Here is a 26,341-nt window from a genome sequence, read left to right as displayed (position 1 = left end):
GCAAATCGCGGGCCGATCCGGGCATTTTGGCGCGGCCGCGCGATGCCAAAGGTCGCGCGCGACCCTGATCTTTCCCAACGGTGCCCCATGACGTCCGTCGCCGAATCCCCTGCCGGAGCGCCGTTCGGCCCCGTCGCCACCGACGCGGTGCAAGCTCAGCCCGCCAAGCCGCGCGCCGCCAGGCCGGAGAGCGCCGCCAGCAAGCGCGAGCTGCGGCTCGATCTGTTTCGCGGCCTGGCGCTGTGGCTGATCTTCATCGATCACCTGCCGCCGAACCTTTTGACCTGGCTCACCATCCGCAATTACGGCTTCAGCGACGCCACCGAGATTTTCATCTTCATCTCCGGCTACACCGCCGCCTTCGTCTATGGCCGCGCCATGGTGGAGCAGGGGTTTGTGGTCGCCGCGGCGCGGATCCTGAAGCGGGTCTGGCAGATCTATGTCGCGCACGTGTTCCTGTTCACGATCTTTCTCGCGGAGATTTCCTACGTCGCGACCTCGTTCGAGAGCCCGTTGTATTCCGAAGAAATGGGCATCCTCGATTTCCTCAAGCAGCCCGACGTCACCATCGTGCAGGCGCTGCTGCTGCGGTTTCGCCCGGTCAATATGGACGTGCTGCCGCTCTATATCGTGCTGATGTTCTTCCTGCCGCCGATCCTGTGGCTGATGCTGCGCAAGGCCGACCTGGCGCTGACGCTGTCGGTGGCGCTGTATGCGGCGACATGGCACTTCGATCTGTATCTCAGCGCCTATCCGAGCGGGGTGTGGGCGTTCAATCCGTTCGCCTGGCAATTGTTGTTCGTGTTCGGGGCATGGTGCGCGCTCGGCGGTGCACAACGGATGGCGCGGATATTGTCGTCCAACATCACCTTGGCGCTCTCTATCGCCTATCTTCTCGCGGCATTTTTTGTCACGTTGACCTGGTATGTGCCGCAACTGCATCCTCTGATGCCCCGGCTGATCGAACAGTGGATGTATCCGATCAACAAGACCGACCTCGACGTGCTGCGTTTCGCGCATTTTCTGGCGCTGGCTGCGATCACCGTGCGGTTTCTGCACCGCGATTGGCCCGGCCTGAAATCGCCGTGGCTGCGCCCGGTGATCCTGTGCGGCCAGCATTCGCTGGAGATCTTCTGCCTCGGCATCTTCCTGGCGTTCGCCGGCTACTTCATCCTGGCCGAAATCGCCGGCGGCACGCTGATGCATTTCGTGGTCAGCATGTCCGGCGTGGTGCTGATGTCGGCCGCGGCCTGGCTGTTCTCCTGGTACAAGCGGGTCGCCGCCAAGGCCGGACCGCGCGCGGCCAGCAACGACGCCGACCTGGCGGGAGGGGCAGCATGAGGGCGATATCGCGCGTCGGGCTCGGGCTGTGCCTGCTCGCCATGCTGGCGCCGGGCGTAGCGCTCGCCGACGACGCGCCCGGCAGCTGCAACGTGCCGGCCTATCTGTTGACCAGCGACGCCTCGCTGCCAAAGGTCGCGGAGGCCTTGAAAGCGTCCCGCCCGCTGGACATCTTGGTGGTCGGCAGCCGCTCCTCGACCATCATGACCGCCGACGCCACCTCGTATCCCTGGCGGATGCAGAGCGCGCTGCAGGAAAAGCTGCCGGCGGCGACCGTCAACGTGGCCGTCGAACTGAAGGTCAAGAAGACCGCCGAGGAGGCGATCGCCGGCTTCGCCAAGATGCTCGAGGAGCGCAAGCCGGTGCTGGTGGTCTGGCAGACCGGGACCTTCGACGCCACGCGCTCGGTCGATCCCGACGAGTTCCGCGACGCCGTCGACGAGGGCGTCGCGCTGATCAAGACGGCCGGTGCCGACGTGATTTTAATGAATCTGCAGTACAGCCCGCGCACCGAAACGATGATTTCGTCCGCGCCGTATTTGGACAATCTGCGCGTGGTCGCCCAGAAGCACGAGATTCCGCTGTTCGATCGTTTCGCGATCATGCGGGAATGGAATGAGAAGGGCGAATTCGACCTGTTCAGCCCGTCGCCCGGGATCGATTTGGCCAAGCGCGTGCACGACTGCATCGGTCGCGCGCTGGCGAGTTTGGTGATCGAAGCCGCCCGGATCAATCCGGGTGAATTGAGGATACAGCGTTAATGTTGCGTGATGGCGTGAAACAGGCGAGGGCGGTCGCGGCGGTTGCCGCGCTGCTGTTGCTGACGTGCGCGTCGCAAGCCGGCGCCCAAATGGCGCATGCGGCGACGCCGCCCGATCATTCGGCGATCTCCGCGGCCGCGGAACCTCAGGGGCCGCAGGCCCAGGCGCCCGACAAGGCGCAGGACCGTTTCCCCGACAAGGGCCTCGCCGACAAGGGCCTCGCCGGCAAGGCGGTCGACCGCGTCAAGGACGCCGCCAAACAGGCCGGCGATATTCTGACCCGGGTGCCCTGCCTGCCGCCGAAGGGCGGGCTGAAGCCGATGGGATCGCTGCCGCACGTCGCCGCCAAGCTGATTTCCGGCGCGCCGGTGGTGATCGTGGCGTTCGGCTCGTCGTCGACCCAGGGCTACGGCTCGACCTCGCCGGCCTTCAACTATCCGAACCGGCTCGCCGCGCAGCTGCACCGGCGCTACCCGACCGCCGACATTTCGGTGGTCAACCGCGGCCAGGGCGGCGAAGACGCCCCCGAGATGATGGCGCGGCTGAAGAGTTCGGTGCTGGATCTGAAGCCCGATCTGGTGATCTGGCAGGTCGGTACCAACGCCATCCTGCGCAATCTCGATCCGGCGGACACCGCCAAGATGGTCGGGGACGGCATCACCACGATCCAGGCCGCCGGCGCCGACCTGGTGCTGGTCGATCCGCAATACGCCCCGCGCGTCAACGAAAAGGCCGAGAAGGCCAGCCGCATGGTGCAGCTGCTCGGCCGCGTCGCCGAGTTGCGCAAGGTGGGCTTTTTCCCGCGCTTCGAAGTGATGCGGCAGTGGCACGAGAACCAGGCGATCCCGTTCGAGAGCTTCGTGATCGCCGACGGCCTGCACATGAACGACTGGGGCTACGCCTGCTTCGCGCAATTGCTCGGCGACGACATCATCCGCTCGGTCGGCCAGATCAAGCTCGGCGTCAACGTGCCGGCCGACGTGCGGACGTATCGGCCGATGTAGTAGCTCGCGCGGCGCTTGTCCCTCATGGTGAGGAGCATCGCGCAGCGATGCGTCTCGAACCATGAGCCGCATCCCTCGAGACGCCCGGCTTCGCGCTTCGCGCTGCGCCGCGCTCCTCGGGATGAGGGACGTACATGCCGATAAGGCGTGCATCCCGATAAAATGTTGAGTGCCGACAAAGTGAATCGCGTCCCGGACGCGGGGCGGCGCTTTGCGCCGCGCCGTGAGCCGGGACCGTTACGGAGACTGCCTTCGCGATGGCCCCGGCTCGGCCGCATCGCGCCGCTCGCGCGGCGCGCCGCATCCGTCCGGGGCAGGCGATAGCTCGCCTGCCTACGCCTTCTCCAGCGCCGCCAAGAGATCCGCGATCAGGTCGTCCTGGTGCTCGATGCCGGCGGAGTAGCGGATGAAGCCCTCGCTGATGCCGAGTTCGGCGCGCACCTCCGGCTTCAGCCTTTGATGCGTGGTGGTCGCCGGATGGGTGACCAGGCTGCGCGCATCGCCGAGGTTGTTGCTGATCAGCGTCAGCTTCAGCGCGTTGAGGAAGCGGAACGCGCTTTCCTTGCCGCCCTTGACGTCGAGGCCGACCAGCGTCGAGCCGGCGCGCATCTGCTTCTTCACGGTGGCGGCCTGCGGATGGTCGTCGCGGCCGGGGTAAATCAGCCGGGCGATCTTCGGATGGCCGGCCAACGCGTCGGCCACCGCGGCGGCGTTGCTGGTCTGCTTCTCGACCCGGATCGCCAGCGTCTCCAGCCCCTTCAACAACACCCAGGCGTTGAACGGCGACAGCGACGGTCCGGTCTGCCGCAGATACATCTGGATGTGTTCTTCGATGAAGGCGGTCGACGACAGCACCACGCCGCCGAGACAGCGGCCCTGGCCGTCGATGTGCTTGGTCGCCGAATACACCACGACGTCGGCGCCGAGTTCGAGCGGGCTCTGCCACAGCGAGGTCGCGAACACGTTGTCGACCACGAGGCGCGCGCCGCCGGCGTGCGCGATCTTGGCGATCTCGGTGATATCCAGCACGTCGAGCGTGGGGTTGGTCGGGCTTTCGAGAAAGAACGTCTTGGTGTTGGGCCGCAGCGCCTTTTCCCACTGCGCGAGGTCGAGGCCGTCGACCAGCGTGGATTCGATGCCGTAGCGCGGCAGCAGGTCTTCCACCACGTAGCGGCAGGAGCCGAACATCGCCTTCGAGGCGACGACGTGGTCGCCGGCGCGCAGCGGCGCCAACAACGCCGCGGTCACCGCCGCCATCCCGGTGGCGGTGGCGCGGGCGGTTTCGGCACCTTCGAACTCCGCCATGCGCTGTTCGAACGCCGACACCGTCGGATTGGAGAATCGCGAATATTGGAAGCCGGGGTCGTCGCCGGTGAAGCGCGCCTCGCATTGCTCGGCGGACTCGTAGACGAAGCCCTGGGTGAGAAACAGCGCGTCGGAGGTCTCGCCATATTGCGAGCGCAGCGTGCCGGAATGCACCAGCCTGGTCTCGCGGCGATAGGCGGAGGTCGATGGTGCGGTGGTCTTGGTCTCGGACATGTGGTCTCCCTCGTGACCGCATCTCCGCGGGCACAAAAAAACCGGCCTGGAAAATTCCACAGGCCGGGATCACACTGTCCCCGGCCTGTTTAGCGATTTATTTAACGTGGCTGCAAGCCGGCCGGCTCAAATCACCACGGGATAAGTCTTGCTCTTAATCCTGAGCGCTCTTTCCGTCAAGCCGGGCATCGGATAACCGATAAAAGCGCGTGATTTAAGCGCCAGGAGGGCATGGCTGCCATCCGAAGGATCGACACCGTGCCATTTACATTACCAGCCGACGCCAACGGAATTCTGCCCGACCGCATGATCGCGGCGATGGCCGATGCCGGGCTGATCCTGCCGGACTATCCGTTCGTGGAAAGCCAGATCCAGCCCGCCAGCCTCGACCTGCGGCTCGGCGACATCGCCTATCGGGTACGCGCCAGCTTCCTGCCGGGGCCGGATTGCACCGTCGCCGAGCGGATCGACGAGCTGAAGCTGCACGAGATCGACCTCTCCGACGGCGCGGTGCTGGAGACCAACTGCGTCTATATCGTGCCGCTGTTGGAGAGCCTGGCGCTGCCGAAGAACATCGTCGCCGCCGCCAATCCGAAAAGCTCGACCGGCCGGCTCGACGTGTTCACCCGGGTGATCGCCGACGGCACCAGGCGCTTCGACATGATCGGCGCCGGCTATCACGGCCCGCTCTACGCCGAAATCAGTCCGAAGACCTTTCCGGTGCTGCTGCGCGAGGGCTCGCGGCTGTCGCAGGTGCGCTTCCGCACCGGCGCGGCGGTGCTCGATGCCGACGAATTGCAGGCGCTGCACGATACCGAGCGGCTGGTCGATTGTGACGACGCCGACCTCGTGGGCGGCGTGGCGGTGAGCGTCGATCTGTCCGGCGAGAATGCCAACGGCTTCGTCGGCTATCGCGCCAAGCGCCACACCGGCGTGGTCGATATCGATCGCCGCGGCGGCTATCCGATCGGCGAGTTCTGGGAGCCGATCGCGGCGCGTCCCGACGGCGCGCTGATCCTCGATCCCGGCGAGTTTTACATTCTCGCCTCGAAAGAAGCCGTGCAGGTGCCGCCGGACTACGCCGCCGAGATGGTGCCGTTCGATCCCTTGGTCGGCGAATTCCGCGTGCATTACGCCGGCTTCTTCGATCCCGGCTTCGGCTACGAGGGCGCCGGCGGGCTCGGCTCCCGCGCGGTGCTGGAAGTGCGCTCGCGCGAGGTGCCGTTCATCCTCGAGCACGGCCAGATCGTCGGCCGCCTGATCTACGAGAAAATGCTGGCGCGCCCCGCCGCACTGTACGGCCAGCGCATCGGCTCGAACTATCAGGGCCAGAGTTTGAAGCTGAGCAAGCATTTCAAGGCGTAGGCCAGCAAAGCGATCACCAGAGCGGCTTGGCGATATGGCCGATATCGTGACCCTCAGCGTTCCAGCTGCGGAGATGGACGCTGCCGTCCGACGCGACTTCAATCAGCGTGTTGATCAAGTCCGCGTTTCTGGCGATGAACACCTCCAACACTTTGCCGAACAATCTGATCTGCTCGTCGCGCTTGGCCAGGGGAATCAACACCACCAAGCCATCATGGATCTCCAGCTTGGCATATTGTTTCAGGAAGTCGCGGCGGTTGTTGGTCACCATGACGTAGTTATGGGCGACCGCAAAGCGCACCAAATTCCAGTCCTGCCAGCCGGCTTTCCCGATATGCGTCACGTGGTCGGCCTCGAAGCCGCGCGCCTTTGCAGCGGCGACCAGCGCCACGCTCAAGCATTCGTCGATCAGAAAACGCGCGTTCAATGCGCAGCCGGGTTCGGCACGATGGATTTCCAGCCGGGTCCGTAGGTCGCCTCGGCCCAGCGGATCACTGCATCGATGCCGTCGATTGGCAGGCTGGGATAATCTTCAAAAATCTCGTGAGCGCTATGGCCGCCGCGCAGATAGGCGACGATGGTCTCGGCCGGCACGCGCGTGCCCTTGACGACCGGATCGCCGCTCATGATCGACGGGTCGCTCGTCACCTCAGCTTGTATCGGCGGGGCTTGGCGCAAAACGCTCATCATTTCGCTCCGGCAGGCGGCCGCACGCGCGACCGGCAAGCCCGCACGTTATATCAATTGCCGGGGTCGGGGAATGGCAGCCTACTGCCCCGCCTCCGCCGCCTTCGCGGCGGTGTCCGGCGTCACCCGCCACACCACATTGCCGACGTCGTCGGCGACCAGCAGCGCGCCGGTTTTGTCGATCTTGACGCCGACCGGGCGGCCCTGGGCTTCGTCCTGGTCGTTGAGGAAGCCGGTCAGCACGTCCTGCGGCTTGCCCGACGGCTTGCCGTCCTTGAACGGCACGAAGATCACCTTGTAGCCGCTATATGGATTGCGATTCCACGAGCCGTGCTGGCCGATGAAGGCGCCGCCCTTCATGGCTTCCGGAAACAGCTCGCCGGTGTTGAAGGTCAGCCCCAGCGACGCCGTATGGGCGCCGAGCGCGTAGTCCGGTACGATCGCCTTGGCCACCAGGTCCGGTCGTTGCGGCTCGACCCGGACGTCGACATGCTGGCCGTAGTAACTGTGGGGCCAGCCGTAGAAGCCGCCGTCCTGCACCGAGGTCATGTAGTCCGGCACGAGGTCGCTGCCGATCTCGTCGCGTTCGTTCACGACGACCCACAGTGCGCCGCTTTGCGGCTGCCAGGACGGGCTGTTCGGGTTGCGCAAGCCCGAGGCGAACACCCGCGTGGCGCCGCTCGCCCGGTCGATTTCCAGAATCCCGGCGCGGTCTTTTTCGGCCGCGATGCCGTTCTCGCCGACATTGCTGTTGGAGCCGACGGTGGCGTAGAGCTTGGCCCCGTCCGGGCTTGCGGTGAGATCCTTGGTCCAGTGATGGTTGATCGGCCCGCCGGGCAGGTCCGCGACCTTCACCGCGGCCGCCGTGATCTTGGTATCGCCGCTGCGGTAGGGGAATTTCACCATCGCGTCGGCGTTGGCGACATAAAGCTCGTCGCCGACCAGCACCATGCCGAACGGCGACTTCAACCCCTCCAGAAACGCGCTGCGGGTTTCGGCGGTGCCGTCACCGTCGGCATCGCGCAGCAGGGTGATGCGGTTGGCGCTCGGCGTCGCCGCGCCGGCGCGCTTCTGGAACAGCCGCTGCACCCAGGCGCGGATGCCCTTGCCGTCCTCCGGCTTCGGCGGCGCGTTGCTCTCCGCCACCAGCACGTCGCCGTTGGGCAGCACGTAGAGCTGGCGCGGATGGTCGAGCCCGGTCGCGAAGGCGTTGACCGCCATGCCGGCGGCCGGCGTCGGCTTGGCGCCGTCGGGCCAGCGATTGACGGTGGCGACGTTGATGGTGGGGATCAGCGAGGACTTCGGCTGCACCAGCGTCGGCGAGGGGCCGAAATCCTGTCCGTCGGCGACGGTGGCCTTTTCATTGCAGGCGGCGAGCGGCAGCGTCAGTGCGGCAAGGCAGCTCGCGACAAGATACTTGCGATGCATCGGGGCGATCCTCGGGTTGCCGACACAAATGCCGCAACGCCACGAATGTTCAGCGCAACGGCGTGAACTTGCTGTGACAAGTTGCGGCAGGGGAATGAGCTATCCGGGCGCGCGCGGCGGCGCGAACAATAGTGCGTCGAACAGCGTCGGGCCGCGGCCGGCCAGCGCGCCCTCGATCGACAGCAGCCGGTAGCGGCTGACGATGCCGCCGCAGGCCGGCGCGCCGCCGGTGTCGCCGCGCGCCGGCACCGCGCGGTGGCACGGCACCAGCAGGGCGAACGGATTTTTCGAAAGCGCCTGGCCGACCGACAGCACCGCGCCGGAAGCGCCGAGCCTCGCCGCGATCTCGGCGACGGTCAGCGTCTCGCCGCGCGGGATCGTCCGCACCAGCTCGTAGATCCGGCGATGCAACGGCGCGACGTCGCTCATATCGAGCGCCAGGTCGGACAGATCGACCGGCTCGCCGCGCAACAGCGCCTTGAGGCCGTCGATCGCGGCTTCGATCTCCGCCGAGGGCTTGGTGTCGCGGGCGTCGGGAAAGCGTCGCAGCAGATGGCGGCGGGTGTCGATCTCGCGGGCGTCGGCGAGCTGCACGCCGACAATGCCGGCCACGCTCCAGGCGATGGCACATCGCCCGACCACGGTGTCGAAAACTGTGTACGCCCGCCCACCCATTCTACGACTATAGCAGGGGGCCCGGTCGGCGCATCAGGAAAATTGTCAGAAAAGTGTCGGGAAAATGTTGACGATGGGTGTGCTGAGCCCGGCAGCCAGCCGGTCGGCTGTAACCGCGCTGAACTCGTGCTATTCTGCGAGCATGAGCAGCAAGGCGCTTCAAGAGATGATGCAGCGGGCTGAGTCCTGGCCGGAGGCGGCTCAGGCGGAGCTCGCCCAGATCGCCAGGGAAATTGACGCCGGGCTATCGGCAGGTTCCTACCACCCGACCGCGGCCGAGCGCGACGGCATCGCCCGCGGCCTGAACGACGCCCGGGCTGGCCGGTTCGCTTCCGACGACGAGGTCCGGCGGGTTCTGGAAAAGCGTCGGCCGGCATGAGGGTGGTGTTCACCGCCGCCGCGTTGGACGACCTCGACCGGATTCTCGATCATATCGCCGAAAATTTCCCCACTGTGGCAGAGCCATTTCGAACCCGGCTGACGGCGGTGTTGGCTCGGATCGGCGAGTGGCCGCAGAGTGCTCAGCACGTGGCGGACGATCCTGGCGTGCGCCTGGCGCCTCTCATCCGCTATCCTTACAACGTCTTCTATCGCGTCACCGCAGATGCGGTTGAAATCTTGCATATCCATCACGTCGCGCGCGAGTGATGGCAGCGTCCCGCGACTGGCACATTTGGCACAAGGGGATGGCCGTCATCGGAAATTGCCAACGCCGCCAGCTTTGTCTATCGTTGCCCCGCAATCGATGATGCGCCGCCGGCATTCGTTACGGATGCTGGTAACTCATTGATTTCGCGGGCGTAGTTCAATGGTAGAACGGCAGCTTCCCAAGCTGCATACGAGGGTTCGATTCCCTTCGCCCGCTCCAGCCCGCCGCATCACCCACGCCATCGCCAGATCGCGCATCGCGTCGTCTGGCGGCTGTGGTGGCAAGTCCCTCGCTCACCCCTTATACCGCAGCGCCTCGACCAGCAGGGCGAAGGCCGGGGTCGGCTTCCGGTTCGGGTAATACAGATGATAGCCCGGAAACGGCGGGCACCAGTCCCCGAGCACACGGACCAGCCGCCCCGCGGCGAGATGGGACGTTGCCAGATCCTCCGGCATAAAGGCGATGCCGAAGCCGTCCAGCGCCGCCTGCAGCGCCAGCGGCAAAGTGTTGAACACCAATTGGCCTTCGACCCTTACCTTCAGCTCGCGGCCGGCCTTCTCGAACTCCCAGGCATAGAGGCTGTGATAGGTCGGCAGCCGGATATTGATGCAGGCGTGAGCGGTGAGGTCCTGCGGACGCTTCGGCTTCGGCCGCTGCGCGAAATAGCCGGGTGCTGCGACCGCCGCCATCCGCATGTCGGGGGCGATCCGCAGTGCGATCATGTCCTTGGAGACCTGTTCGCCGAACCTGACGCCAGCGTCGAAGCGCTCGGCGACGATGTCGGTGAAGGTGTTGTCGGAGCAGATCTCCACCTTGATCTCGGAGTAATCCTTCAGCAGCCGCGCCAGCGCCGGCCACAGCACGGTTTCGGCGGCGTGTTCGCCGGCGGTGATGCGGATGCTGCCGGCGGGCTTCTCGCGCAGATCGTTGAGGCCGGCGAGTTCGGCGTCGATCTCGGCCAGCCTTGGCGCCACGGTGCGCAGCAGCCGTTCGCCGGCCTCGGTCGGCGCCACGCTGCGGGTGGTGCGGGTCAACAGCCGGATGCCGAGCCGGGCTTCCAGCTCGCGGATGGTGTGGCTCAGCGCCGATTGCGACACCCCGAGCGTGGCGGCGGCGCGGGTGAAGCTGCGCTCCTCGGCGACCGCCACGAACGCCGCAAGGTCGCCGAGCGAGGCCCGGTTATTCATGAAATATCCTCATAAGCACATGCCGATTATAGCGGCTAGTCGCACAGCGGCAAAGCGCTAGATTGCCCGCAACGCCGCCGGCGAGGCTGCCGCGGCGCGCCATCGAAGCGACAGGAGACGACAATGCAGACACGCAAACTCGGCAACAGCGGCCTTGAGGTCTCGGCGTTGGGGCTCGGCTGCATGGGGATGAGCTTTTCCTATGGCCCGCCGAAGGACAAGGCCGAGATGATCGCGCTGCTGCGCGCGGCGGTGGAGCGCGGCGTCACGTTGTTCGACACCGCCGAGGTCTATGGCCCATTCACTAACGAAGCGCTGCTCGGCGAAGCCTTGGCGCCGCTGCGCGACCGCGTGGTGATCGCCAGCAAATTCGGCTTCAAGCTCGATCCCACCGGCCGCGAGCGCTGGACCGGGCTCGACAGCCGGCCGCAGCACATCAAGGAGGTCGCCGAGGCCTCGCTGAAGCGGCTGAACACCGACCGCATCGACCTGTTCTATCAGCACCGCGTCGATCCCGAGGTGCCGATCGAGGACGTCGCCGGCGCGGTGAAGGATCTGATCGCGGAAGGCAAGGTCAAGCATTTCGGGCTGTCCGAAGCCGGCGCGCAGACCATCCGGCGGGCGCATGCGGTGCAGCCCGTCACCGCGCTGCAAAGCGAATATTCGCTGTGGTGGCGCGGCCTGGAAGCCGAAACGCTGCCGCTGCTCGCGGAGCTCGGCATTGGCCTCGTGCCGTATAGCCCGCTCGGCCGCGGCTTCCTCACCGGGGCGATCGACGCCTCGACCAGTTTCGACAGCAGCGACTTCCGCGCCTCGTTGCCGCGTTTTACCCCGGAAGCTCGCGCGGCCAACCAGGCGCTGGTCGATCTCTTGGGCCGCATCGCCGCGCGCAAGCAGGCGACGCCGGCACAGATCGCGCTGGCCTGGCTGTTGGCGCAGCAGCCGTGGATCGTGCCGATCCCCGGCACGACCAAACTCAACCGACTGGACGAAAACCTCGGCGCGGTCGCAATCGAACTGACCGCCGACGATCTGCGCGAGATCGACAGCGCGGCCTCGCACATCACCGTGCAGGGCGAGCGCTATCCCGAACAGATGGAAGTTCTGACCGGCCGCTGACGCGGCCGGTTCGCCCCGCAAGTCCCCCTGCAAGATTTCTTGGAAAGTCAAACATGATTCACGTCAAAGCCTATGCCGCGCAGAGCGCGGCTTCGCCGATCGCGCCGTTCAGCCTCGACCGCCGCGATCCCGGTCCGCACGACGTGCAGATCGACATTCTGTATTGCGGCGTCTGCCACTCCGACCTGCACCAGGCCCGCAACGACTGGGGCAACTCGCTGTACCCGATGGTGCCCGGCCACGAGATCGTCGGCCGCGTCAAAGCCGTCGGCGCCCACGTCAAACGGCTGAAGATCGGCGATCTCGCCGGCGTCGGCTGCATGGTGGATTCCTGCCGGCATTGCGCGCCGTGCGAGGCCGGGCTCGAGCAATATTGCGTCGAGGGCGCCACCTGGACCTACAACGCCCATGAGCGCGGCTCGCAGCAGCTCACCTTCGGCGGCTATTCGGAAGCGATCGTTTCCGACGAGCGCTTCGTGGTGAAGATCCCGCCCACCATGGATCTCAAGGCGGTGGCGCCGTTGCTCTGCGCCGGCATCACCACCTATTCGCCGCTGCGGCACTGGAAGGTCGGTCCCGGCCAGAAGGTCGGCGTGATCGGGCTCGGCGGCCTCGGCCATATGGGCGTGAAGTTCGCCAAGGCGTTCGGCGCCCATGTGGTGATGGTCACCACCTCGCCGGGAAAGGGCAAGGACGCGATCCGGCTCGGCGCCGACGAGGTGCTGGTGTCGAAGGATCTCGATGCGATGGCCAAAGCCAAGGGCTCGTTCGACTTCCTGCTCAACACCATCCCGGTCGGCCACGACGTCAATCCGTATCTGGAATTGCTGAAGCTCGACGGCGCCATGGTGCTGGTCGGCGCGTTGACGCCGCTCGATCCGGTGCTCGGCGGCAACCTGATCCACGGCCGCCGCAGCCTCGCCGGTTCGGGGATCGGCGGCATGCCGGAGACCCAGGAGATGATCGATTTCTGCGCCGAACACGGCATCGTCTCCGACGTCGAAATGATCCGCATCCAGGACATCAACAAGGCCTACGAGCGGCTGCTGAAGAACGACGTGCACTACCGCTTCGTCATCGACATGGCGTCGCTGAAGGACGCGGGCTGATCGTGACCGCACGCGGCGTCTGCTGATAGAGCCATCAGCAAACACCAAGCGTCATTCCGGGGCGCGAGAGCGATAGCTCGCGCGAACCCGGAATCTCGCAACAGCCGCGGACGCTTCATCGCGGCTTTGTCTCTGCAGCAAGATTCCGGGTTCGCTCGCAAGTGCTCGCGCCCCGGAATGACCGGCTGTGAATTGTGACGCGCATCGAAAACCAATCGAGCGAGCCCACACCGCAAAACGCCGGGGGAATCCCCCCCGGCGTTTTGTGACGTCGTCCGCTGAGTTCGCCTCGGCACGCGCGAGGCGAGGGTCCCGCTTAGCCGCGCAGCAGCACCGGCAGGCCGAGCATCGAGGAGAACGGCGCCGGGTCGTTGATCAGCGAGGCCGAGCCGCGCTGGTTTTCCGACAGCGAGGAGAACGGCGCCTGGCTCTCGGTCAGCGAGGAGAACGGCTTCTGGCTGTGGCTCAGCGACGAGAATGCCTGCTGGCTCCTGGTCAGCAGCGGAAAGCCGGAGAAGAAGCTGTCGGAGCTGATTATTTCCGGCAGACCCAGCCACGACCCGGTGGTCTTGGATTCGGTGATGCGCGGCGCGCCGGTCAGTCTGGTCGACGACGAGGTCAGCGTCGGGGCGCCGACCGCGCTCGACAGCGGCGCGGCGGTATCGGGATGTGCGTGACCATTGCCGGTGCGGGCATAGCCGTTGCCGCTGCCGTTGGTCGCCTTGCTCGGCCCGGCGCTGTTGAGGATCTGCTCCGCCTTGGCACCGCGGCCGAACGGCGCGCTGACCGCCACCACGCTGCCGCCCTTGCCGTCGGACACCAGCTCCACGTCATCGTAATCGGCGGCCTTCAGCTGCGCGACGACCGCTGAAGCGGTGCGGGGGTTGTCAAACGTCCTGATCATCTGCGCCATTAGTCTTCCACTCCTTGGTTGGGTGCGGGCACGTTATCGGCCCGATGTGAAATTCGTTGTGTCTGCTGGCCGCGAGAGTAAGTTTCGCGGGAGTAAATCGGTTCTGTGGCGATCGGTTCCAGCCTCACGCGCTTGTCATTGCAGTGCAAGGCTTTTCGGGAACTGGATACCGCCATCTGCGTTTAAGGGTCGGCTTTGACGCGCCTCCGGTAACCGCCTCTTCCTTAAGCCGCCGTTAAATCCGGAAATTCCCGCCCAACTCGCGCGTGGTTGTCGGGCCGTCACGGCTCGCCGCTACACCGCCGTGTCGAGACCGAACGGCGCGGTGCTGAGTTCTGAGTGCCAACAAGCCAACCGGCTTGGAACCGGGACCACGCCTGCGACGTCATCTCCGGGGAGGAAGCTGAGGATGCCGAGTCCTGCGATCACGTCCTGGTGGGCCCTGGGCGTGCTGTACCAGATCTATCCGCGCTCGTTTCAGGACGCCGACGGCGACGGCGTCGGCGATCTCAAAGGTATCATCGCCCGGCTGCCCTATCTGGTCGACCTCGGCGTCGACGCCATCTGGCTGTCGCCGATCTTTCCCTCGCCGATGGCGGATTTCGGCTACGACATCGCCGACTATGTCGGCATCGATCCGCTGTTCGGCACCATGGACGATTTCGACGCGCTGGTCGCCGCCGCGCATGGCGCCGGGCTGAAGCTCATCCTCGACCTGGTGCCGAACCACACCTCGGATCAGCATCCGTGGTTTATCGAAAGCCGGTCGTCGCGCGACAACCCGAAACGCGATTGGTATCTGTGGCGCGATCCGGCGCCGGATGGCGGCCCGCCGAACAATTGGCTATCGGAATTCGGCGGCTCCGGCTGGCAGTACGACGAGCGCACGCAGCAATATCACTACCACGCCTTCCTGGCACAGCAGCCGGACCTCAACTGGCGCAACCCCGACGTGCGCGCGGCGGTCTATCAGGTGATGCGGTTTTGGCTGCGCAAGGGCGTCGACGGCTTCCGCGTCGACGTGATCTGGCACCTGATCAAGGACGACCAGTTCCGCGACAATCCGCCGAACCCCGACTTCAGGCCGGGGATGCCGCCGCACGCCGCGCTGCACCCGGTGTATTCCGCCGACCGGCCGGAAACGCTGCAAGTGGTGGCCGAGATGCGCCGGGTGATCGACGAATTCGACGCCCGCGTGCTGATCGGCGAGATCTATCTGCCGATCGAGCGGCTGGTGGCGTATTACGGCGAAGGTCTCGCCGGCGCGCAGCTGCCGTTCAATTTCGCGCTGCTGTCGGCGCCGTGGCACGCCCGCACGCTGGCGGCGCTGATCGAGCGCTACGAGGCGGCGCTGCCGCCGGGCGCCTGGCCGAACTGGGTGCTCGGCAATCACGACCGGCCGCGGGTCGCCAGCCGGGTCGGTCCGGCGCAGGCCCGCGTCGCCGCGATGCTGCTGCTGACGCTGCGCGGCACGCCGACGATGTATTACGGCGACGAAATCGGCATGCAGCAGGTGCCGATCGCGCCCGATCAGGTGCGCGATCCGTTCGAGAAGAACGTGCCCGGCATCGGGGTTGGCCGCGACGGTTGCCGCACCCCGATGCAATGGGATGCGACCGAGCACGCGGGATTTTCGTCGGCCGAGCCGTGGCTGCCGCTCGCCGCCGACTCCGCGCAGGAGAACGTCGCCAATCTCAACCCCGACGCGCAGTCGATCCTGAACCTCTATCGCGCGCTGATCGCGCTGCGCAAACGGCTGCCGCAGCTCGCCCATGGCGACTACGCGCCGCTCGCCGCCGACGGCGACCTGTTGCTGTATCGCCGCCACGACGCCGAAGGCTCGGTGCTGATCGCGCTCAATCTCGGCGCCGAGCCGGTGTCGGTGGTGTCCGAAACCATCGGGCTCGACGGCGAGATCCTGCTGTCGACCGCGATGGACCGCGGCGGCGAGCGGGTCGGTAGCGAACTCAGCCTGCGTGGCCATGAGGGCGTGATCGTCGGCCCGGCGCCGGACGACGTCGTGTAGGCAACGACAACGCGCCGCGATTGCCTGCGGCCGGACTTGGCTTATAGAAGGACATCCGCAACGCCCGGCCTTCGCCATGACCTCCACCGCCGTGATCCAGACCAAGCAGGGCATCGGCGACGTGATGTGGCATCTGCCGTTCATCCGCGCCATCGCGGCGTCGACGCCCGAGCGCGCGGTGACCTTCCTGACGCTGCCCTCCAGCTTCGCCCGCGATCTGTTGAGCGGCGAAGCCTGCGTCGCCGAGACGATCTATTATGAAAATCGCGGCTCGGAGTTCGCGCGCGGGCTGCATCTGGCTCGACTAATAGGCACGCTGCGGGCGCGGCGCTTCAAAGCGCTGTGGATCCTCGACCGCTCGGTGCGGCCGGCGATCGCCGCCCTCGCCGCCGGCATTCCGAACCGGATCGGGCTCGGCTTCGGCCAGCAGCAGCTGTTCATCACCAACCCCGGCATCGACGCGCGCTACCGGCCCGAACACCCGATCGAATGGCTGAAGGCGCTGATGGCGGCGATGGCGCTGCCCTTGCCCGACACCGAGCCGAACCTGACGCTGCCGCCTTCGCTGCTGGCCGACATGCTGCAGCGTTACGGCGATCGGCCGCGGCCGTGGACCGTGCTCGGCATCGGCGCCTCGCGGCCGAACCACGACTGGTCGGACGCGCAATGGAGCGCGTTCCTCGAAGGCCTGCGCGCGCGCAGCCGCGGCACGGTGTTTCTCGTCGGCGGTCCCGCCAATGCCGCGCGCGCCGAGGCACTGATCGGCGCCGGCGGCGGCGCCGAGGTCAATGCCTGCGCGCTGTCGATCGTGCAGTCGGCGGCGCTGATCCGCCACGCCGATCTCTATGTCGGGCCGGATTCCGGGCCGCTCAACGTCGCCGCCGCGGTCGGCACGCCGGCCTACGGCCTGTTCGCCACCACCTCGGTGCTGAACTACTCGCGCTTCATCCACCCGATCCTGCCCGACGACGGCCGCTGCGCCCCCGACGGCATGACCCGCACCTCGCCGTCCCGGGTGCTCGACGCCATCGCGCCGCAGCTCGCCAGCCCGGCGGCGTCGACGCCGGGCTGAGCGGCGGGCGCCGCTTCGTCACAACAGAAGAGGTGCGGCAAACTACGCGCCGTGTCCCGGACGCGGGGCAGCGTGCTTACGCTGCCACGCGAGCCGGGACCGTTCCAAAGCCGGCATCCGTAACGGCCCCGGCTCTGCAGCGCATCACGCCGCCAATGCGGCGCGATGCACTGCGTCCGGGGCGCTTTCCCCGAGCAAGGCCGGCATCTGACTAATGACGCAACAACCCATGGTTGCCGACGCCGGTGATTCGCCATAGATTGCCGTGTCGGCGGCATTCATGGTGGGGGAGACGTACAATGTCTGATGAGTTCGGTGACAAGTTGATTGCGTTTGCAAAGCGCTACGTCGGAATTGCTGAGCGGTGCAATAACGAAGAATCCACCAAGATGTTTCTGGTGCTTCCTTTCATCAGTTTTCTTGGGTTTGACGTCCAAAACCCATTTGAAGTCTGCCCCGAGCACGCCGCGGACTTTTCCGATAAGTACAAGAATCGAGTCGACTTCGCGATTCTGCAGAACGATCTACCGATCGTCGCCATCGAGTGTAAGTGTTGCGGGGCGGCGCTGAAGGACGAACGCGGGCAGCTTCGCAGCTATTTCAACGCGGCGCCAACGGTGAAAATGGGGCTTCTGACCGATGGCGTCGTGTTTGAGTTCTATGCAGATTCTGACGAACCCAACATGATGGATGAAAAGGCCTTCCTCACCGTCAACCTTCGCGACATCGCAAACGGCAGACTGGATGAAAGCGTCGCCGATGGGTTGAAGTCACTCCAGAAGGGGCAGTTTAATCCCGAGAACATCGGCGCAGAGGCCAAGCGCAAGCTCGTATTCCAGAAATTCTTGCAGGAGATCACGCTGCTCGCGGAGCGGCCGAGTGAGTCATTTACGCGAATGCTGCTGAAAGCCGTCAATATTCAACACGTGCGCGATAAGTCGTTGCCTGAATATCAGGACCTGGTCGGGACGGCATTTCGCGAATTTGTTAACGTGAAGATCCTGCAGCGCCTGGAATTGACCAAGGCGACGCCACCGGCGGCTTTGGTGCCGGCGGAAGCAACTGCGGCCCCTGAGAGCGCGAAGGAATCGGGCGTTGTTTTGCCGTCCGATACAGAGCTGGAGGTGCTCGCCTTCGTGAAGCGTCGGCTCTCCTATTTGGCGGAAGACGAGCTGCTTTTCGATGCCGCGCAGAAGATTGAGTTCAGCAATTATAAGGGCAAATTGGTCGTCTTCTTTGGTCGCGAACGCCGCGGACGCCTCTTCGACTTTTTTGAAGGCGGGGCTAGGGGGCCGAAGTATTGCTTTGTATTCGCTGATAATCCGGAATCAGTTGCAACTGATAAGCTCGCCGGCTCGATACTCGATGGACCACTGCTTCAGGTCTTCAAGAAGCGAGTTATTGGTGAGGCCGCGCCGCAGCCCGATGCACCGACGTCAACGGTCATCGTCATGAATCCACGTTGAAGAGTTCTGCATCGCGCCGCGTCACCGGGTTTGCGGAGCGGCGTGAAGAACGCTGCACCGCGCCCGGGAGCCAGCCGCATCTGGGAGTAATTTTGCGCTTCAAGCTGTGCCGGCAGCCTTCCCGATCACGCCTTCGCGCTGCTTGAGCACGTGGTAGTACGCCCACCACAGATGCGCGGCGGCGCCGCGCAGCGGACGCCAGGGCTCGGCCAAAGGCGCCATCTGCTTCGGCGTCGGCCGCGTCGCAAGCCCGAGCCCGACCCGCATCGCCTCCTGCAGTGCGAGGTCGCCGGCCGGCCAGGCGTCGCCATGGCCCAGACAAAACAGCAGATAGATGTCGGCGGTCCACGGCCCGATGCCGTGCAGCGCGATCAACCGGGCGTGCGCGGCGTCGGCGTCCTGATCGGCCAGCGCGTCGAGGTCGAGCCGCGCGGCGGCGAGCTCGCGCGCCAAATTCTTCAGCGTCTTGATCTTGGCCACCGACAGCCCGAGCCGGCCGAGCCGGTCGGCGCGGGCGCGGCGCAGCGCGTCGTGGTGGAACGGATCGAACGCCGCCGACACCCGCGTCCAGATCGCCGCCGCCGAGGCCACCGACAATTGCTGGCCGCAGACGATCGCCGCCAAGCCGGCGAAGCCCGGCTCGCGCCGCCGCAGCGCCGGCATCCCGGCCCGCTTCAACACCGGCTTCAGCCGCGGGTCCTGCTTGACCAGCGCCTTGATGGCGGCGTCGAGGTCGGCCTGGCTGTTGAGGTGAACGGTCATCGCGGATTAAACCATCATGTCCGCGGAAAGAGATCAATGCCACCCGTTTTCCGTTTCGCGCCGTCGCCCAACGGCCTCTTGCATCTCGGCCACGCCTTTTCGGCGTTGCTGAATTTCGACCTGGCGCGAGCCGCCGGCGGGCAGATGCTGCTGCGGATCGAGGACATCGACGCGACGCGCTGCCGGCCGGCGTTCGAGACCGCGATCCGCGGCGACCTCGGCTGGCTCGGCGTTTGCTGGGACGGCGAGGTGCGGCGGCAGTCCGAGCATTTCGAGCTCTATCGCCAGGCGGTGACCCGGCTCTCCGAGATGGGGCTGCTGTATCCGGCGTTCGAGAGCCGCAGCGAGATCTTGCGGCTGGTGGTCGAGCGCGAGCGCTCCGGGCCATGGCCGCGCGACCCCGACGGCGCGCCGCTCTATCCGGGCGACGCCAAGGCGCTGTCGGCCGCCGAGCGCGCGCGCTTGATCGGCTCCGGCGCGCCCTATGCGTTGCGGCTCGACATGCAGGCTGCGGTCGCCCGGGCCGGCGATCTGAGCTTCATCGAACACGGCGCAGGCCCCGACGGCGAGACCGGCTCCGTGCCGGCCCGCCCGCAGGCCTGGGGCGACGTCGTGCTGGCGCGCAAGGACACGCCGACCAGCTATCACCTCGCGGTGGTGCTCGACGACGCGCTGCAGGGCGTCACCGAGGTGGTGCGCGGCCGCGACCTGTTCTTCGCCACCAGCGTGCACCGGCTGCTGCAGCAGTTGCTCGGTCTGCCGCGGCCCTCCTACCGGCATCACCGGCTGATCGTGGACGCGGCCGGACGCAAGTTGTCGAAGTCGAATCGCGCAACCTCGTTGGCCGAGTTGCGAGGTAGCGGGGTCACGCCGCAGGCGATCCGGCGCCAATTGGGGCTGCCGCCGTCTGCCTGAAGTTTGCCGCAAGCCGAAAAACCTGCTGGCTTCGTGACTTCAACCCTCGTGTCGTGGCATGGTGCGCGCGGGGCGGTCGGGGGATTGATGGCAGTAACATCGCGCCAGCTGCGAAGCGGGCGGACGCTGGTGAAGCGGACGGCGAACAAGCGCGTGCGCAAACCCGCGGCGAAGTCGCCGAAGCGCCGCGCCGCGCCGCGCCCCGATCCGGGCATCGTCGAATTGGCGCTGGCGGCGTTTGCGCACGAAGTCCGCACCCCGCTGACCGGCATTCTGGCGGTCAGCGACCTGCTCGCCACCTCCGATCTCGACGCCCGCGAACGCCGCTGGGTCGACACCATCAAGGCCGGCGCCGAGCATCTCGCAGGCCTCGCCACGCTGTTCGTCGACGCCGCGCGCTCCAGCGCCTCCGGCCTCGGCGTGCGCGAGGACTTCTTCGATCTGCGCGCGCTGGCGCGCAACGCCGCCGACTCGCTGGCCGGTCGCGCCGCCGCCAAGGGCCTGCAGGCGACGGCCAAGATCAGCGAAAAGCTTCCCTCCTTCGTGGTCGGCGACGCGGTCCGGCTACGCGCCGCGCTGGAAAACCTGGTCGACAACGCGGTGAAGTTCACCGAGCAGGGCTCGGTCGCCATCAAGGTGTCGACCACGCGCGCGACCCGCGGCAAGGTCGGCATCGTGTTCGCGGTGTCGGACAGCGGCATCGGGCTGTCGCTCACCGAGATCAAGCGGCTGTTCCGGCCGTTCTCGCAGGCCAACGTCACTATCGCGACGCGGTTCGGCGGCGCCGGGCTCGGGCTGTCGTCGGTGCGGCAGATCGCGCGGGCGATGGGCGGCGACATCGCGGTGGCGCAACGCCCCGGCGGCGGCACCACGTTCACGCTGACGGTGGCGCTGACCCGTGCCAGCGGTGCGCCGTCGATCACGCCCGGTGGCGTCGCAGATGGCGAGAGCCCGGAGGATCGCGGGGAGCCGCTGCATATTCTCAGCGTCGAGGACAATCCGTTCGGCCGCGTGGTGCTCAACGCGGTGCTCACCGAACTCGGCCATCGCACCGAATTCGTCGGCCGCGGCGAGCTCGCGGCGAGCCGCGTCGCCGATGGTCAGTTCGACGCGGTGCTGATGGACATGGTGCTGCCCGGCATCAGCGGCATCGAGGCGATCCGTCAGATCCGCGCGCTGCCAGGCTCCGTGGGCCGCATCGCCATCATCGGGGTGTCCGGCCGCGACGACGACGAGATCGCCTCGCGCGCCGCTGGCGCCGACGCGTTCCTGCTCAAACCGGTGTCTCCTCGGGGGCTAGCGACTGCGCTGCTTGAAGCGACACGCCGTGAGGCAGTCGCGACTTGATGATCGCGGCGTTGAGTTCGCCGCCGAACACGAAGATCGCGGCGATGAAATACAGAAACACCAACGCGATGATCACCGAGGCGAGCCCGGCATACATCGACACGTAGTTGCCGGCAAAGCGCGCCAGATACATCCCGAACACGATGCTGGAGGCGAGCGACGCCACCAGCGTGAAGATGATTCCCGGGAAGATCTGCACCAGCGTGCGCCGCCCGGCCGGCAGCCTGGCGTGCAGGATGAACAGCGCGGCCACCAGCGCGATGATGGTGATGCCGTAGCGCGCGACGTTGAGCAGCGGCACATTGTCGTCGACCACCAACGGCAGAAAGTATCGCGCCGTCGCCAACAGCAGCGGTCCGAGCACGATCAGGAACGCCATCGCCAGCGCGGTGAAGGCGGCAACCAGCGTGTAGCCGATCGATTCCAGCCGCAGCCAGTACCAGCTCCGCGGTTCGATCACCGCATAGGCGCGGTTCAGCGCCACCCGCAGGCTCTCGACGCCGTTGGAGGCGAAGTAGATCGCCAGCAACAGGCCGATGGTCAACGCGTCGCCGCGCGTCGTGGTCAGTACGTCGTGAATTTCGCTGGACAGCGCGTCGGCGACCTGGATCGGCCACACCTGCAGCATCAGTTCCGCGGCCTGGTCGGCCAGCCCCTTGGATCCGAAAAACCCCGCCAGCGAGGTCAGCACGATGAGGAACGGGAATAGCGCCATCAGGCTCGACAGCGCGATATGGCTGGCGATCGCCCAGCCGTCATCGGCAAGGAACGTGTAGAAGGCGTCCATCCCGACCAGATAGGCGTAGCGCAATTGCCTCACGATTCACCTGGGTCTGAAGCGGGTTGAGGCCGCACAATACTATCATCCGACGCCAAGAGGGAAGCAGACCGAGCAAAGTAGACCAGAGCCCCGGCGCCTCGGTGCACGAGGTCGGCATTGGCTCAGTGGGCTCTGTGGTGTTATGAGACCCCATGGCAACGTTCCTGAGCACGATTCTCCTTCCCGTCGCAGTCGGCGCCGTGGCGATCGTTCTGCTGCTTGGCCTCGTCAATATGATGCGGGGCGGCTCGCCCAACCGCTCGCAGACGCTGATGCGATGGCGGGTTCTGCTGCAGTTTGTCGCGATCGTGATCACCATGCTGGCGGTCTGGGCGTTGGGACGCTAAGCGGAACCTGAGGCGAAGCAACAAGGGACGGCCATGGTAGTGCTCAACCGGATCTATACCCGCAGCGGTGACGACGGCACCACGGCGCTGGCCAATGGCGAGCGCAGGCCGAAATACGATCTGCGGATCTGCGCCTATGGAACCGTGGACGAGACCAACGCCGCAATCGGCGTGGTGCGGCTGCATCTGGCGGGCGCGCCCGCGGTCGACGCCATGCTGGGGCGGATCCAGAACGATCTGTTCGATCTCGGCGCCGACCTCGCGGTGCCGCAGCGCCAGGGTAGCGCCGAACGGCTGCGCGTGCTGGAAACCCAGGTCGAACGGCTGGAGCGCGAGATCGATGATCTCAATGCGTCGCTGGCGCCGTTGAATTCCTTCGTGCTGCCGGGCGGCTCGCCCGCCGCGGCGCACCTGCATGTCGCCCGCACGATATGCCGCAGGGCGGAACGCGCCATGGTGGAACTGGCAGCGCGCCCTGATGAGACGCTCAGTCCGGCCGCGATCCACTATATCAACCGCTTATCGGACTTCCTGTTCGTCGCCAGCCGCACCGCCAACGACAACGGCGCCGGCGACGTACTTTGGGTGCCGGGGCAAAACCGCTGATCTTTCCCCGACCCGACTTTTTGGCTTTGCCGCGTTGACCGCTGATAGCGGGCGCTTTAGGTTCCGCGGCCACGAGATTCAAACTTAACTTAACACGAAAGAGGATCGATGAAGGTTCTGGTGCCGGTTAAGCGGGTCGTCGATTACAACGTCAAGATCCGGGTCAAGAGCGACGGCTCGGGCGTTGAACTCGGCAACGTCAAGATGTCGATGAATCCGTTTGACGAAATCGCGGTCGAGGAAGCGCTGCGCCTGAAGGAAGCCGGCAAGGCAACCGAGGTGGTGGTGGTATCGATCGGCCCGGCCCAGGCCTCCGAAACCATCCGCACCGGCCTCGCGATGGGCGCCGATCGCGGCATCCTGGTCAAGGTCGAGGGCAACGTCGAGCCGCTGGCGGTCGCCAAGATCCTCAAGGGCATCGTCGACGAGGAGAAGCCCGGCCTGGTGATCCTCGGCAAGCAGGCGATCGACGACGACTCCAACCAGACCGGCCAGATGCTGGCCGCGCTGCTCGGCTGGTCGCAGGCCACCTTCGCCTCCAAGCTCGAGGTCGACGGCACCGATTTCCAGGTCGCCCGCGAGGTCGACGGCGGCTCGCAGATCGTCAAGCTGAAGGGCCCGGCGATCGTCACCACCGACCTGCGGTTGAACGAACCGCGCTATGCCAGCCTGCCCAACATCATGAAGGCGAAGAAGAAGCCGATCGCAGAAGCGACCGCCGAGCAATACGGCGTCGACCTCACCCCGCATCTGGAGATTCTCAAGACCGTCGAACCCGGCGGCCGCAAGGCCGGCGTCAAGGTCAAGGACGTCGCCGAGCTGGTGTCGAAACTCAAGAATGAAGCCGGGGTGATCTGATGACGACGCTGCTGATTGCCGAACACGACCACGCCATCCTCAAGGACTCCACCAACAAGGCGCTGACCGCGGCGAGCCAGCTCGGCGCCGAGGTTCACGTCCTGGTGGCCGGCGGCGGCGAGGGCACCAAGGCCGCGGCGGAAGCAGCCAGCATGCTCGCCGGCGTGACCAAAGTGCTGGTCGCCGACGACGCGCTCTATGCCCATGATCTGGCGGAGCCCTTGGCCGCGCTGCTCGTCGCGCTGGCGCCGAACTACGACGCCTTGGTGGCGCCGGCGACCTCGCGGTTCAAGAACGTGATGCCGCGCGTCGCAGCCCTGCTCGACGTCATGCAGGTGTCGGAAATCATCAAGGTGATTGCGCCCGATACCTATGAGCGGCCGATCTATGCCGGCAATGCGATCCAGACCGTGAAGTCGAAGGACGCCAAGAAGGTCATCACGGTGCGCACCTCGACTTTTGCGGCTGCGCCCGGCGAGGGCGGCAGTGCGGCGATCGAGAGCGTGGCGGCGGCGGGCGATCCCGCGGTGTCGAGCTTCGTCGGCGAGGAGGTCGCGAAAAGCGACCGCCCCGAACTGACCTCGGCCAAGATCATCGTCTCCGGCGGCCGCGCGATGCAGAGCCGGGAGAACTTCACCAAATATATCGAGCCGTTGGCCGACAAGCTCGGCGCCGGCGTCGGCGCCTCGCGCGCCGCGGTCGATGCCGGCTACGCCCCCAACGATTGGCAGGTCGGCCAGACCGGCAAGGTGGTGGCGCCGGAGCTCTACGTCGCGATCGGCATTTCCGGGGCGATCCAGCATCTCGCCGGGATGAAGGATTCCAAGGTGATCGTGGCGATCAACAAGGACGAGGATGCGCCGATCTTCCAGGTCGCCGACTATGGTCTGGTCGCCGACCTCTATCAGGCGGTCCCCGAACTGACCGAGGCGCTCGGCAAGCTCGGAAAGTGACGTTGAGGCCAGCGCGTCGGCCCATCGCCGATGGACGACGCGCTGGTTTTGTTTGAAGGTGCTTCGCGCGCCGCCGCCGTGACCCCGGCTTGGCGGCGCGACGGACACCGACTTGGATCTGTGCGAGGATGCGATGTCGCGAGCCGCGGCACGGCCCTCCGGTGAGATGACAATATGGCGGTAGCAATCAAGAAAGTCGGCGTCATCGGCTCGGGCCAGATGGGCAACGGCATCGCCCATGTCGCGGCATTGGGCGGATTCGACGTCGTGCTGAACGACATTTCCGCCGATCGCACCAAATCGGCGATGGCCACCATCAACGGCAACCTGTCGCGGCAGGTGGCCAAGAAGATCATCACCGAGGAGGCCCGCAAGCAGGCGCTTTCGCGAATCACCGGCGCCGACCGGCTCGAGGGCCTGGCCGATTGCGATCTGGTGATCGAAACCGCGGTCGAGAAGGAAGAAGTCAAGCGCAAGATCTTCCACGATCTGTGCGCGGTGCTGAAGCCGGAGGCGATCGTCGCCTCCAACACCTCGTCGATCTCGATCACAAGGCTCGCCGCCTCCACCGACCGCCCGGAGCGCTTCATCGGCATTCACTTCATGAATCCGGTGCCGCTGATGGAGCTGGTCGAGCTGATCCGCGGCATCGCCACCGACGACGCGACCTTCGAGGCCGCCAAGACCTTCGTCGCCAAGCTCGGCAAGCAGATCGCGGTGTCGGAGGATTTCCCGGCCTTCATCGTCAACCGCATCCTGCTGCCGATGATCAACGAGGCGATCTACACGCTGTATGAAGGCGTCGGCAACGTCGAGGCGATCGACGCTGCGATGAAGCTCGGCGCGCATCACCCGATGGGGCCGCTCGAGCTCGCCGATTTCATCGGTCTCGACACCTGCCTGTCGATCATGCAGGTGCTGCACGAAGGCCTCGCCGACTCGAAGTACCGGCCGTGCCCGCTGCTGGTGAAATACGTCGAGGCCGGCTGGCTCGGCCGCAAAACCAGCCGCGGCTTCTACGATTATCGCGGCGACAAGCCGGTGCCCACGCGCTGAGGCGCGGACCGGAATCGCTATAATTATCATAGATTTAGCTTCGTCTTGCAGGCCGAATTATGGCTCCGTGGGTGAATCCCGCAGAGGGATCGTTAACCCCGCCCGGCTAGACTGCCGGCTCGGAGTATCAGTCGATGGACATGAGTTTGATCAGCGCCGCGCTCGGCGCAAAGGCTGGCCAGGTGCAGATGCAGGTGGCCGCCAGCATCATGAAAACCAACGCCGACGCGGAGAAATTCGCGGTGTCGACGCTGCTCGGCGCCGCCCAGCAGAGCGCCGATTCGCTCGCCAATGTCGCCTCCGGCATCGGCGGCAATCTCGACATCTCGGCCTGAA

At 66.0% G+C, this 26,341-nt stretch carries 28 protein-coding genes, 1 tRNA gene and 1 riboswitch; of the genes, 20 read left to right on the top strand and 9 right to left on the bottom strand.

What is annotated here, in order from left to right:
* Positions 1-87: 87 nt before the first annotated feature.
* From HNR60_RS00245 to HNR60_RS00235, 3 genes are read left to right on the top strand one after another with little or no spacing between them, the layout of a single operon-like run.
* Entirely contained in the window at positions 88-1,341 is a 1,254-nt protein-coding gene (locus tag HNR60_RS00245) for an OpgC domain-containing protein (RefSeq protein ID WP_184253017.1), read from the top strand.
* Positions 1,338-2,102, top strand: coding sequence for an SGNH/GDSL hydrolase family protein (locus HNR60_RS00240; protein WP_184253015.1), 765 nt, complete (start codon positions 1,338-1,340; stop codon positions 2,100-2,102). The genes HNR60_RS00245 and HNR60_RS00240 overlap by 4 nt, the downstream gene beginning before the upstream one ends.
* Positions 2,102-3,106, top strand: a complete 1,005-nt coding sequence (locus HNR60_RS00235; RefSeq protein ID WP_184253013.1) for an SGNH/GDSL hydrolase family protein — start codon at positions 2,102-2,104, stop codon at positions 3,104-3,106. The genes HNR60_RS00240 and HNR60_RS00235 overlap by 1 nt, the downstream gene beginning before the upstream one ends.
* A 333-nt stretch (positions 3,107-3,439) precedes the next feature.
* Here HNR60_RS00235 and HNR60_RS00230 read toward each other — a convergent pair whose 3' ends face one another.
* A complete protein-coding gene (locus tag HNR60_RS00230) occupies positions 3,440-4,645 on the bottom strand; it encodes an O-succinylhomoserine sulfhydrylase (RefSeq protein ID WP_184253011.1) in 1,206 nt (401 codons plus the stop codon).
* 68 nt (positions 4,646-4,713) lie between these two features.
* Positions 4,714-4,793: riboswitch (SAM riboswitch) on the bottom strand.
* Between the two features lie 110 nt (positions 4,794-4,903).
* Between HNR60_RS00230 and HNR60_RS00225 the strand changes: the two genes are divergently transcribed.
* A complete protein-coding gene (locus HNR60_RS00225; RefSeq protein WP_184253631.1) occupies positions 4,904-6,010 on the top strand; it encodes a 2'-deoxycytidine 5'-triphosphate deaminase in 1,107 nt (368 codons plus the stop codon).
* Positions 6,011-6,023: 13 nt separating this feature from the next.
* Here the strand turns inward: HNR60_RS00225 and HNR60_RS00220 are convergent, their stop codons facing one another.
* The 4 genes from HNR60_RS00220 to HNR60_RS00205 form a co-directional block, all read right to left on the bottom strand.
* The gene (locus HNR60_RS00220) at positions 6,024-6,437 is read right to left on the bottom strand and encodes a DUF5615 family PIN-like protein (RefSeq protein WP_184253009.1); all 414 of its coding nucleotides are present in this window, start codon (positions 6,435-6,437) and stop codon (positions 6,024-6,026) included.
* Complete coding sequence (locus HNR60_RS00215) at positions 6,434-6,697, bottom strand: DUF433 domain-containing protein (RefSeq protein ID WP_184253007.1); 264 nt, start codon at positions 6,695-6,697, stop codon at positions 6,434-6,436. The genes HNR60_RS00220 and HNR60_RS00215 overlap by 4 nt, the downstream gene beginning before the upstream one ends.
* 81 nt (positions 6,698-6,778) lie before the next feature.
* The gene (locus tag HNR60_RS00210) at positions 6,779-8,125 is read right to left on the bottom strand and encodes a PQQ-dependent sugar dehydrogenase (protein ID WP_184253005.1); all 1,347 of its coding nucleotides are present in this window, start codon (positions 8,123-8,125) and stop codon (positions 6,779-6,781) included.
* Positions 8,126-8,224: 99 nt separating this feature from the next.
* The gene (locus tag HNR60_RS00205) at positions 8,225-8,800 is read right to left on the bottom strand and encodes a methylated-DNA--[protein]-cysteine S-methyltransferase (protein ID WP_184253003.1); all 576 of its coding nucleotides are present in this window, start codon (positions 8,798-8,800) and stop codon (positions 8,225-8,227) included.
* 64 nt (positions 8,801-8,864) lie between these two features.
* On the opposite strand from HNR60_RS00205, the gene HNR60_RS00200 reads away from it, so the two are divergent.
* The 3 genes from HNR60_RS00200 (at position 8,865) to HNR60_RS00190 (ending at position 9,668) form a co-directional block, all read left to right on the top strand.
* Positions 8,865-9,179: a hypothetical protein gene (locus HNR60_RS00200; protein WP_184253001.1), complete on the top strand. Its 315-nt coding sequence runs from the start codon at positions 8,865-8,867 to the stop codon at positions 9,177-9,179.
* Positions 9,176-9,448, top strand: a complete 273-nt coding sequence (locus HNR60_RS00195) for a type II toxin-antitoxin system RelE/ParE family toxin (RefSeq protein ID WP_184252999.1) — start codon at positions 9,176-9,178, stop codon at positions 9,446-9,448. The genes HNR60_RS00200 and HNR60_RS00195 overlap by 4 nt, the downstream gene beginning before the upstream one ends.
* Positions 9,449-9,594: 146 nt before the next feature.
* Positions 9,595-9,668: transfer RNA gene (locus HNR60_RS00190), tRNA-Gly, on the top strand.
* A gap of 74 nt (positions 9,669-9,742) precedes the next feature.
* Here HNR60_RS00190 and HNR60_RS00185 read toward each other — a convergent pair.
* Positions 9,743-10,636 (bottom strand): LysR family transcriptional regulator, encoded by an 894-nt coding sequence (locus HNR60_RS00185; protein ID WP_184252997.1) that lies wholly within the window; start codon positions 10,634-10,636, stop codon positions 9,743-9,745.
* Positions 10,637-10,759: 123 nt separating this feature from the next.
* On the opposite strand from HNR60_RS00185, the gene HNR60_RS00180 reads away from it, so the two are divergent.
* A complete protein-coding gene (locus tag HNR60_RS00180) occupies positions 10,760-11,755 on the top strand; it encodes an aldo/keto reductase (protein WP_184252996.1) in 996 nt (331 codons plus the stop codon).
* Between the two features lie 53 nt (positions 11,756-11,808).
* A complete protein-coding gene (locus HNR60_RS00175; protein ID WP_210313141.1) occupies positions 11,809-12,864 on the top strand; it encodes an NAD(P)-dependent alcohol dehydrogenase in 1,056 nt (351 codons plus the stop codon).
* A gap of 316 nt (positions 12,865-13,180) precedes the next feature.
* Here the strand turns inward: HNR60_RS00175 and HNR60_RS00170 are convergent, their stop codons facing one another.
* Positions 13,181-13,777: a hypothetical protein gene (locus tag HNR60_RS00170; RefSeq protein ID WP_184252994.1), complete on the bottom strand. Its 597-nt coding sequence runs from the start codon at positions 13,775-13,777 to the stop codon at positions 13,181-13,183.
* A gap of 409 nt (positions 13,778-14,186) precedes the next feature.
* On the opposite strand from HNR60_RS00170, the gene HNR60_RS00165 reads away from it, so the two are divergent.
* The 3 genes from HNR60_RS00165 to HNR60_RS00155 all read left to right on the top strand — a co-directional run bounded on the left by HNR60_RS00165 (position 14,187) and on the right by HNR60_RS00155 (position 18,341).
* The gene (locus HNR60_RS00165; protein WP_184252992.1) at positions 14,187-15,803 is read left to right on the top strand and encodes an alpha-amylase family glycosyl hydrolase; all 1,617 of its coding nucleotides are present in this window, start codon (positions 14,187-14,189) and stop codon (positions 15,801-15,803) included.
* Positions 15,804-15,879: 76 nt separating this feature from the next.
* Complete coding sequence (locus HNR60_RS00160) at positions 15,880-16,875, top strand: glycosyltransferase family 9 protein (protein ID WP_184252990.1); 996 nt, start codon at positions 15,880-15,882, stop codon at positions 16,873-16,875.
* 299 nt (positions 16,876-17,174) lie between these two features.
* The gene (locus tag HNR60_RS00155) at positions 17,175-18,341 is read left to right on the top strand and encodes a type I restriction endonuclease (RefSeq protein ID WP_184252988.1); all 1,167 of its coding nucleotides are present in this window, start codon (positions 17,175-17,177) and stop codon (positions 18,339-18,341) included.
* A gap of 99 nt (positions 18,342-18,440) precedes the next feature.
* Here HNR60_RS00155 and HNR60_RS00150 read toward each other — a convergent pair whose 3' ends face one another.
* Positions 18,441-19,103 (bottom strand): DNA-3-methyladenine glycosylase family protein, encoded by a 663-nt coding sequence (locus HNR60_RS00150; protein WP_184252986.1) that lies wholly within the window; start codon positions 19,101-19,103, stop codon positions 18,441-18,443.
* 36 nt (positions 19,104-19,139) lie between these two features.
* On the opposite strand from HNR60_RS00150, the gene gluQRS reads away from it, so the two are divergent.
* Complete coding sequence (gene gluQRS, locus HNR60_RS00145) at positions 19,140-20,018, top strand: tRNA glutamyl-Q(34) synthetase GluQRS (RefSeq protein WP_184252984.1); 879 nt, start codon at positions 19,140-19,142, stop codon at positions 20,016-20,018.
* An 87-nt stretch (positions 20,019-20,105) separates the two neighbouring features.
* Positions 20,106-21,365 carry an ATP-binding protein gene (locus tag HNR60_RS00140; protein ID WP_184252982.1) on the top strand — a complete coding sequence of 420 codons (1,260 nt, stop codon included), beginning with the start codon at positions 20,106-20,108 and terminating at the stop codon, positions 21,363-21,365.
* On the opposite strand, the gene HNR60_RS00135 is transcribed toward HNR60_RS00140, so the two are convergent.
* On the bottom strand, positions 21,292-22,185 hold the full coding sequence (locus tag HNR60_RS00135; protein WP_184252979.1) for a YhjD/YihY/BrkB family envelope integrity protein: 894 nt from the start codon (positions 22,183-22,185) through the stop codon (positions 21,292-21,294). The two genes, HNR60_RS00140 and HNR60_RS00135, sit on opposite strands and share 74 nt — an antisense overlap.
* Before the next feature lie 152 nt (positions 22,186-22,337).
* On the opposite strand from HNR60_RS00135, the gene HNR60_RS00130 reads away from it, so the two are divergent.
* The 6 genes from HNR60_RS00130 (at position 22,338) to HNR60_RS00105 (ending at position 26,340) form a co-directional block, all read left to right on the top strand.
* Complete coding sequence (locus HNR60_RS00130) at positions 22,338-22,532, top strand: twin transmembrane helix small protein (RefSeq protein WP_184252977.1); 195 nt, start codon at positions 22,338-22,340, stop codon at positions 22,530-22,532.
* A 33-nt stretch (positions 22,533-22,565) separates the two neighbouring features.
* Positions 22,566-23,138, top strand: coding sequence for a cob(I)yrinic acid a,c-diamide adenosyltransferase (locus HNR60_RS00125; RefSeq protein WP_184252975.1), 573 nt, complete (start codon positions 22,566-22,568; stop codon positions 23,136-23,138).
* A gap of 108 nt (positions 23,139-23,246) precedes the next feature.
* Complete coding sequence (locus HNR60_RS00120; RefSeq protein ID WP_184252972.1) at positions 23,247-23,996, top strand: electron transfer flavoprotein subunit beta/FixA family protein; 750 nt, start codon at positions 23,247-23,249, stop codon at positions 23,994-23,996.
* Entirely contained in the window at positions 23,996-24,949 is a 954-nt protein-coding gene (locus HNR60_RS00115; protein ID WP_184252970.1) for an electron transfer flavoprotein subunit alpha/FixB family protein, read from the top strand. Before HNR60_RS00120 ends, HNR60_RS00115 begins: the two co-directional genes overlap by 1 nt.
* Before the next feature lie 174 nt (positions 24,950-25,123).
* Positions 25,124-26,005, top strand: a complete 882-nt coding sequence (locus HNR60_RS00110; RefSeq protein WP_184252968.1) for a 3-hydroxybutyryl-CoA dehydrogenase — start codon at positions 25,124-25,126, stop codon at positions 26,003-26,005.
* Positions 26,006-26,139: 134 nt separating this feature from the next.
* The gene (locus tag HNR60_RS00105) at positions 26,140-26,340 is read left to right on the top strand and encodes a putative motility protein (protein ID WP_184252967.1); all 201 of its coding nucleotides are present in this window, start codon (positions 26,140-26,142) and stop codon (positions 26,338-26,340) included.
* The last annotated feature ends 1 nt before the right edge of the window (position 26,341 follow it).

Source organism: Rhodopseudomonas rhenobacensis, assembly GCF_014203125.1.
GTDB lineage: Bacteria > Pseudomonadota > Alphaproteobacteria > Rhizobiales > Xanthobacteraceae > Rhodopseudomonas_A > Rhodopseudomonas_A rhenobacensis.
This window is presented reverse-complemented; position numbering and strand designations above follow the sequence as displayed.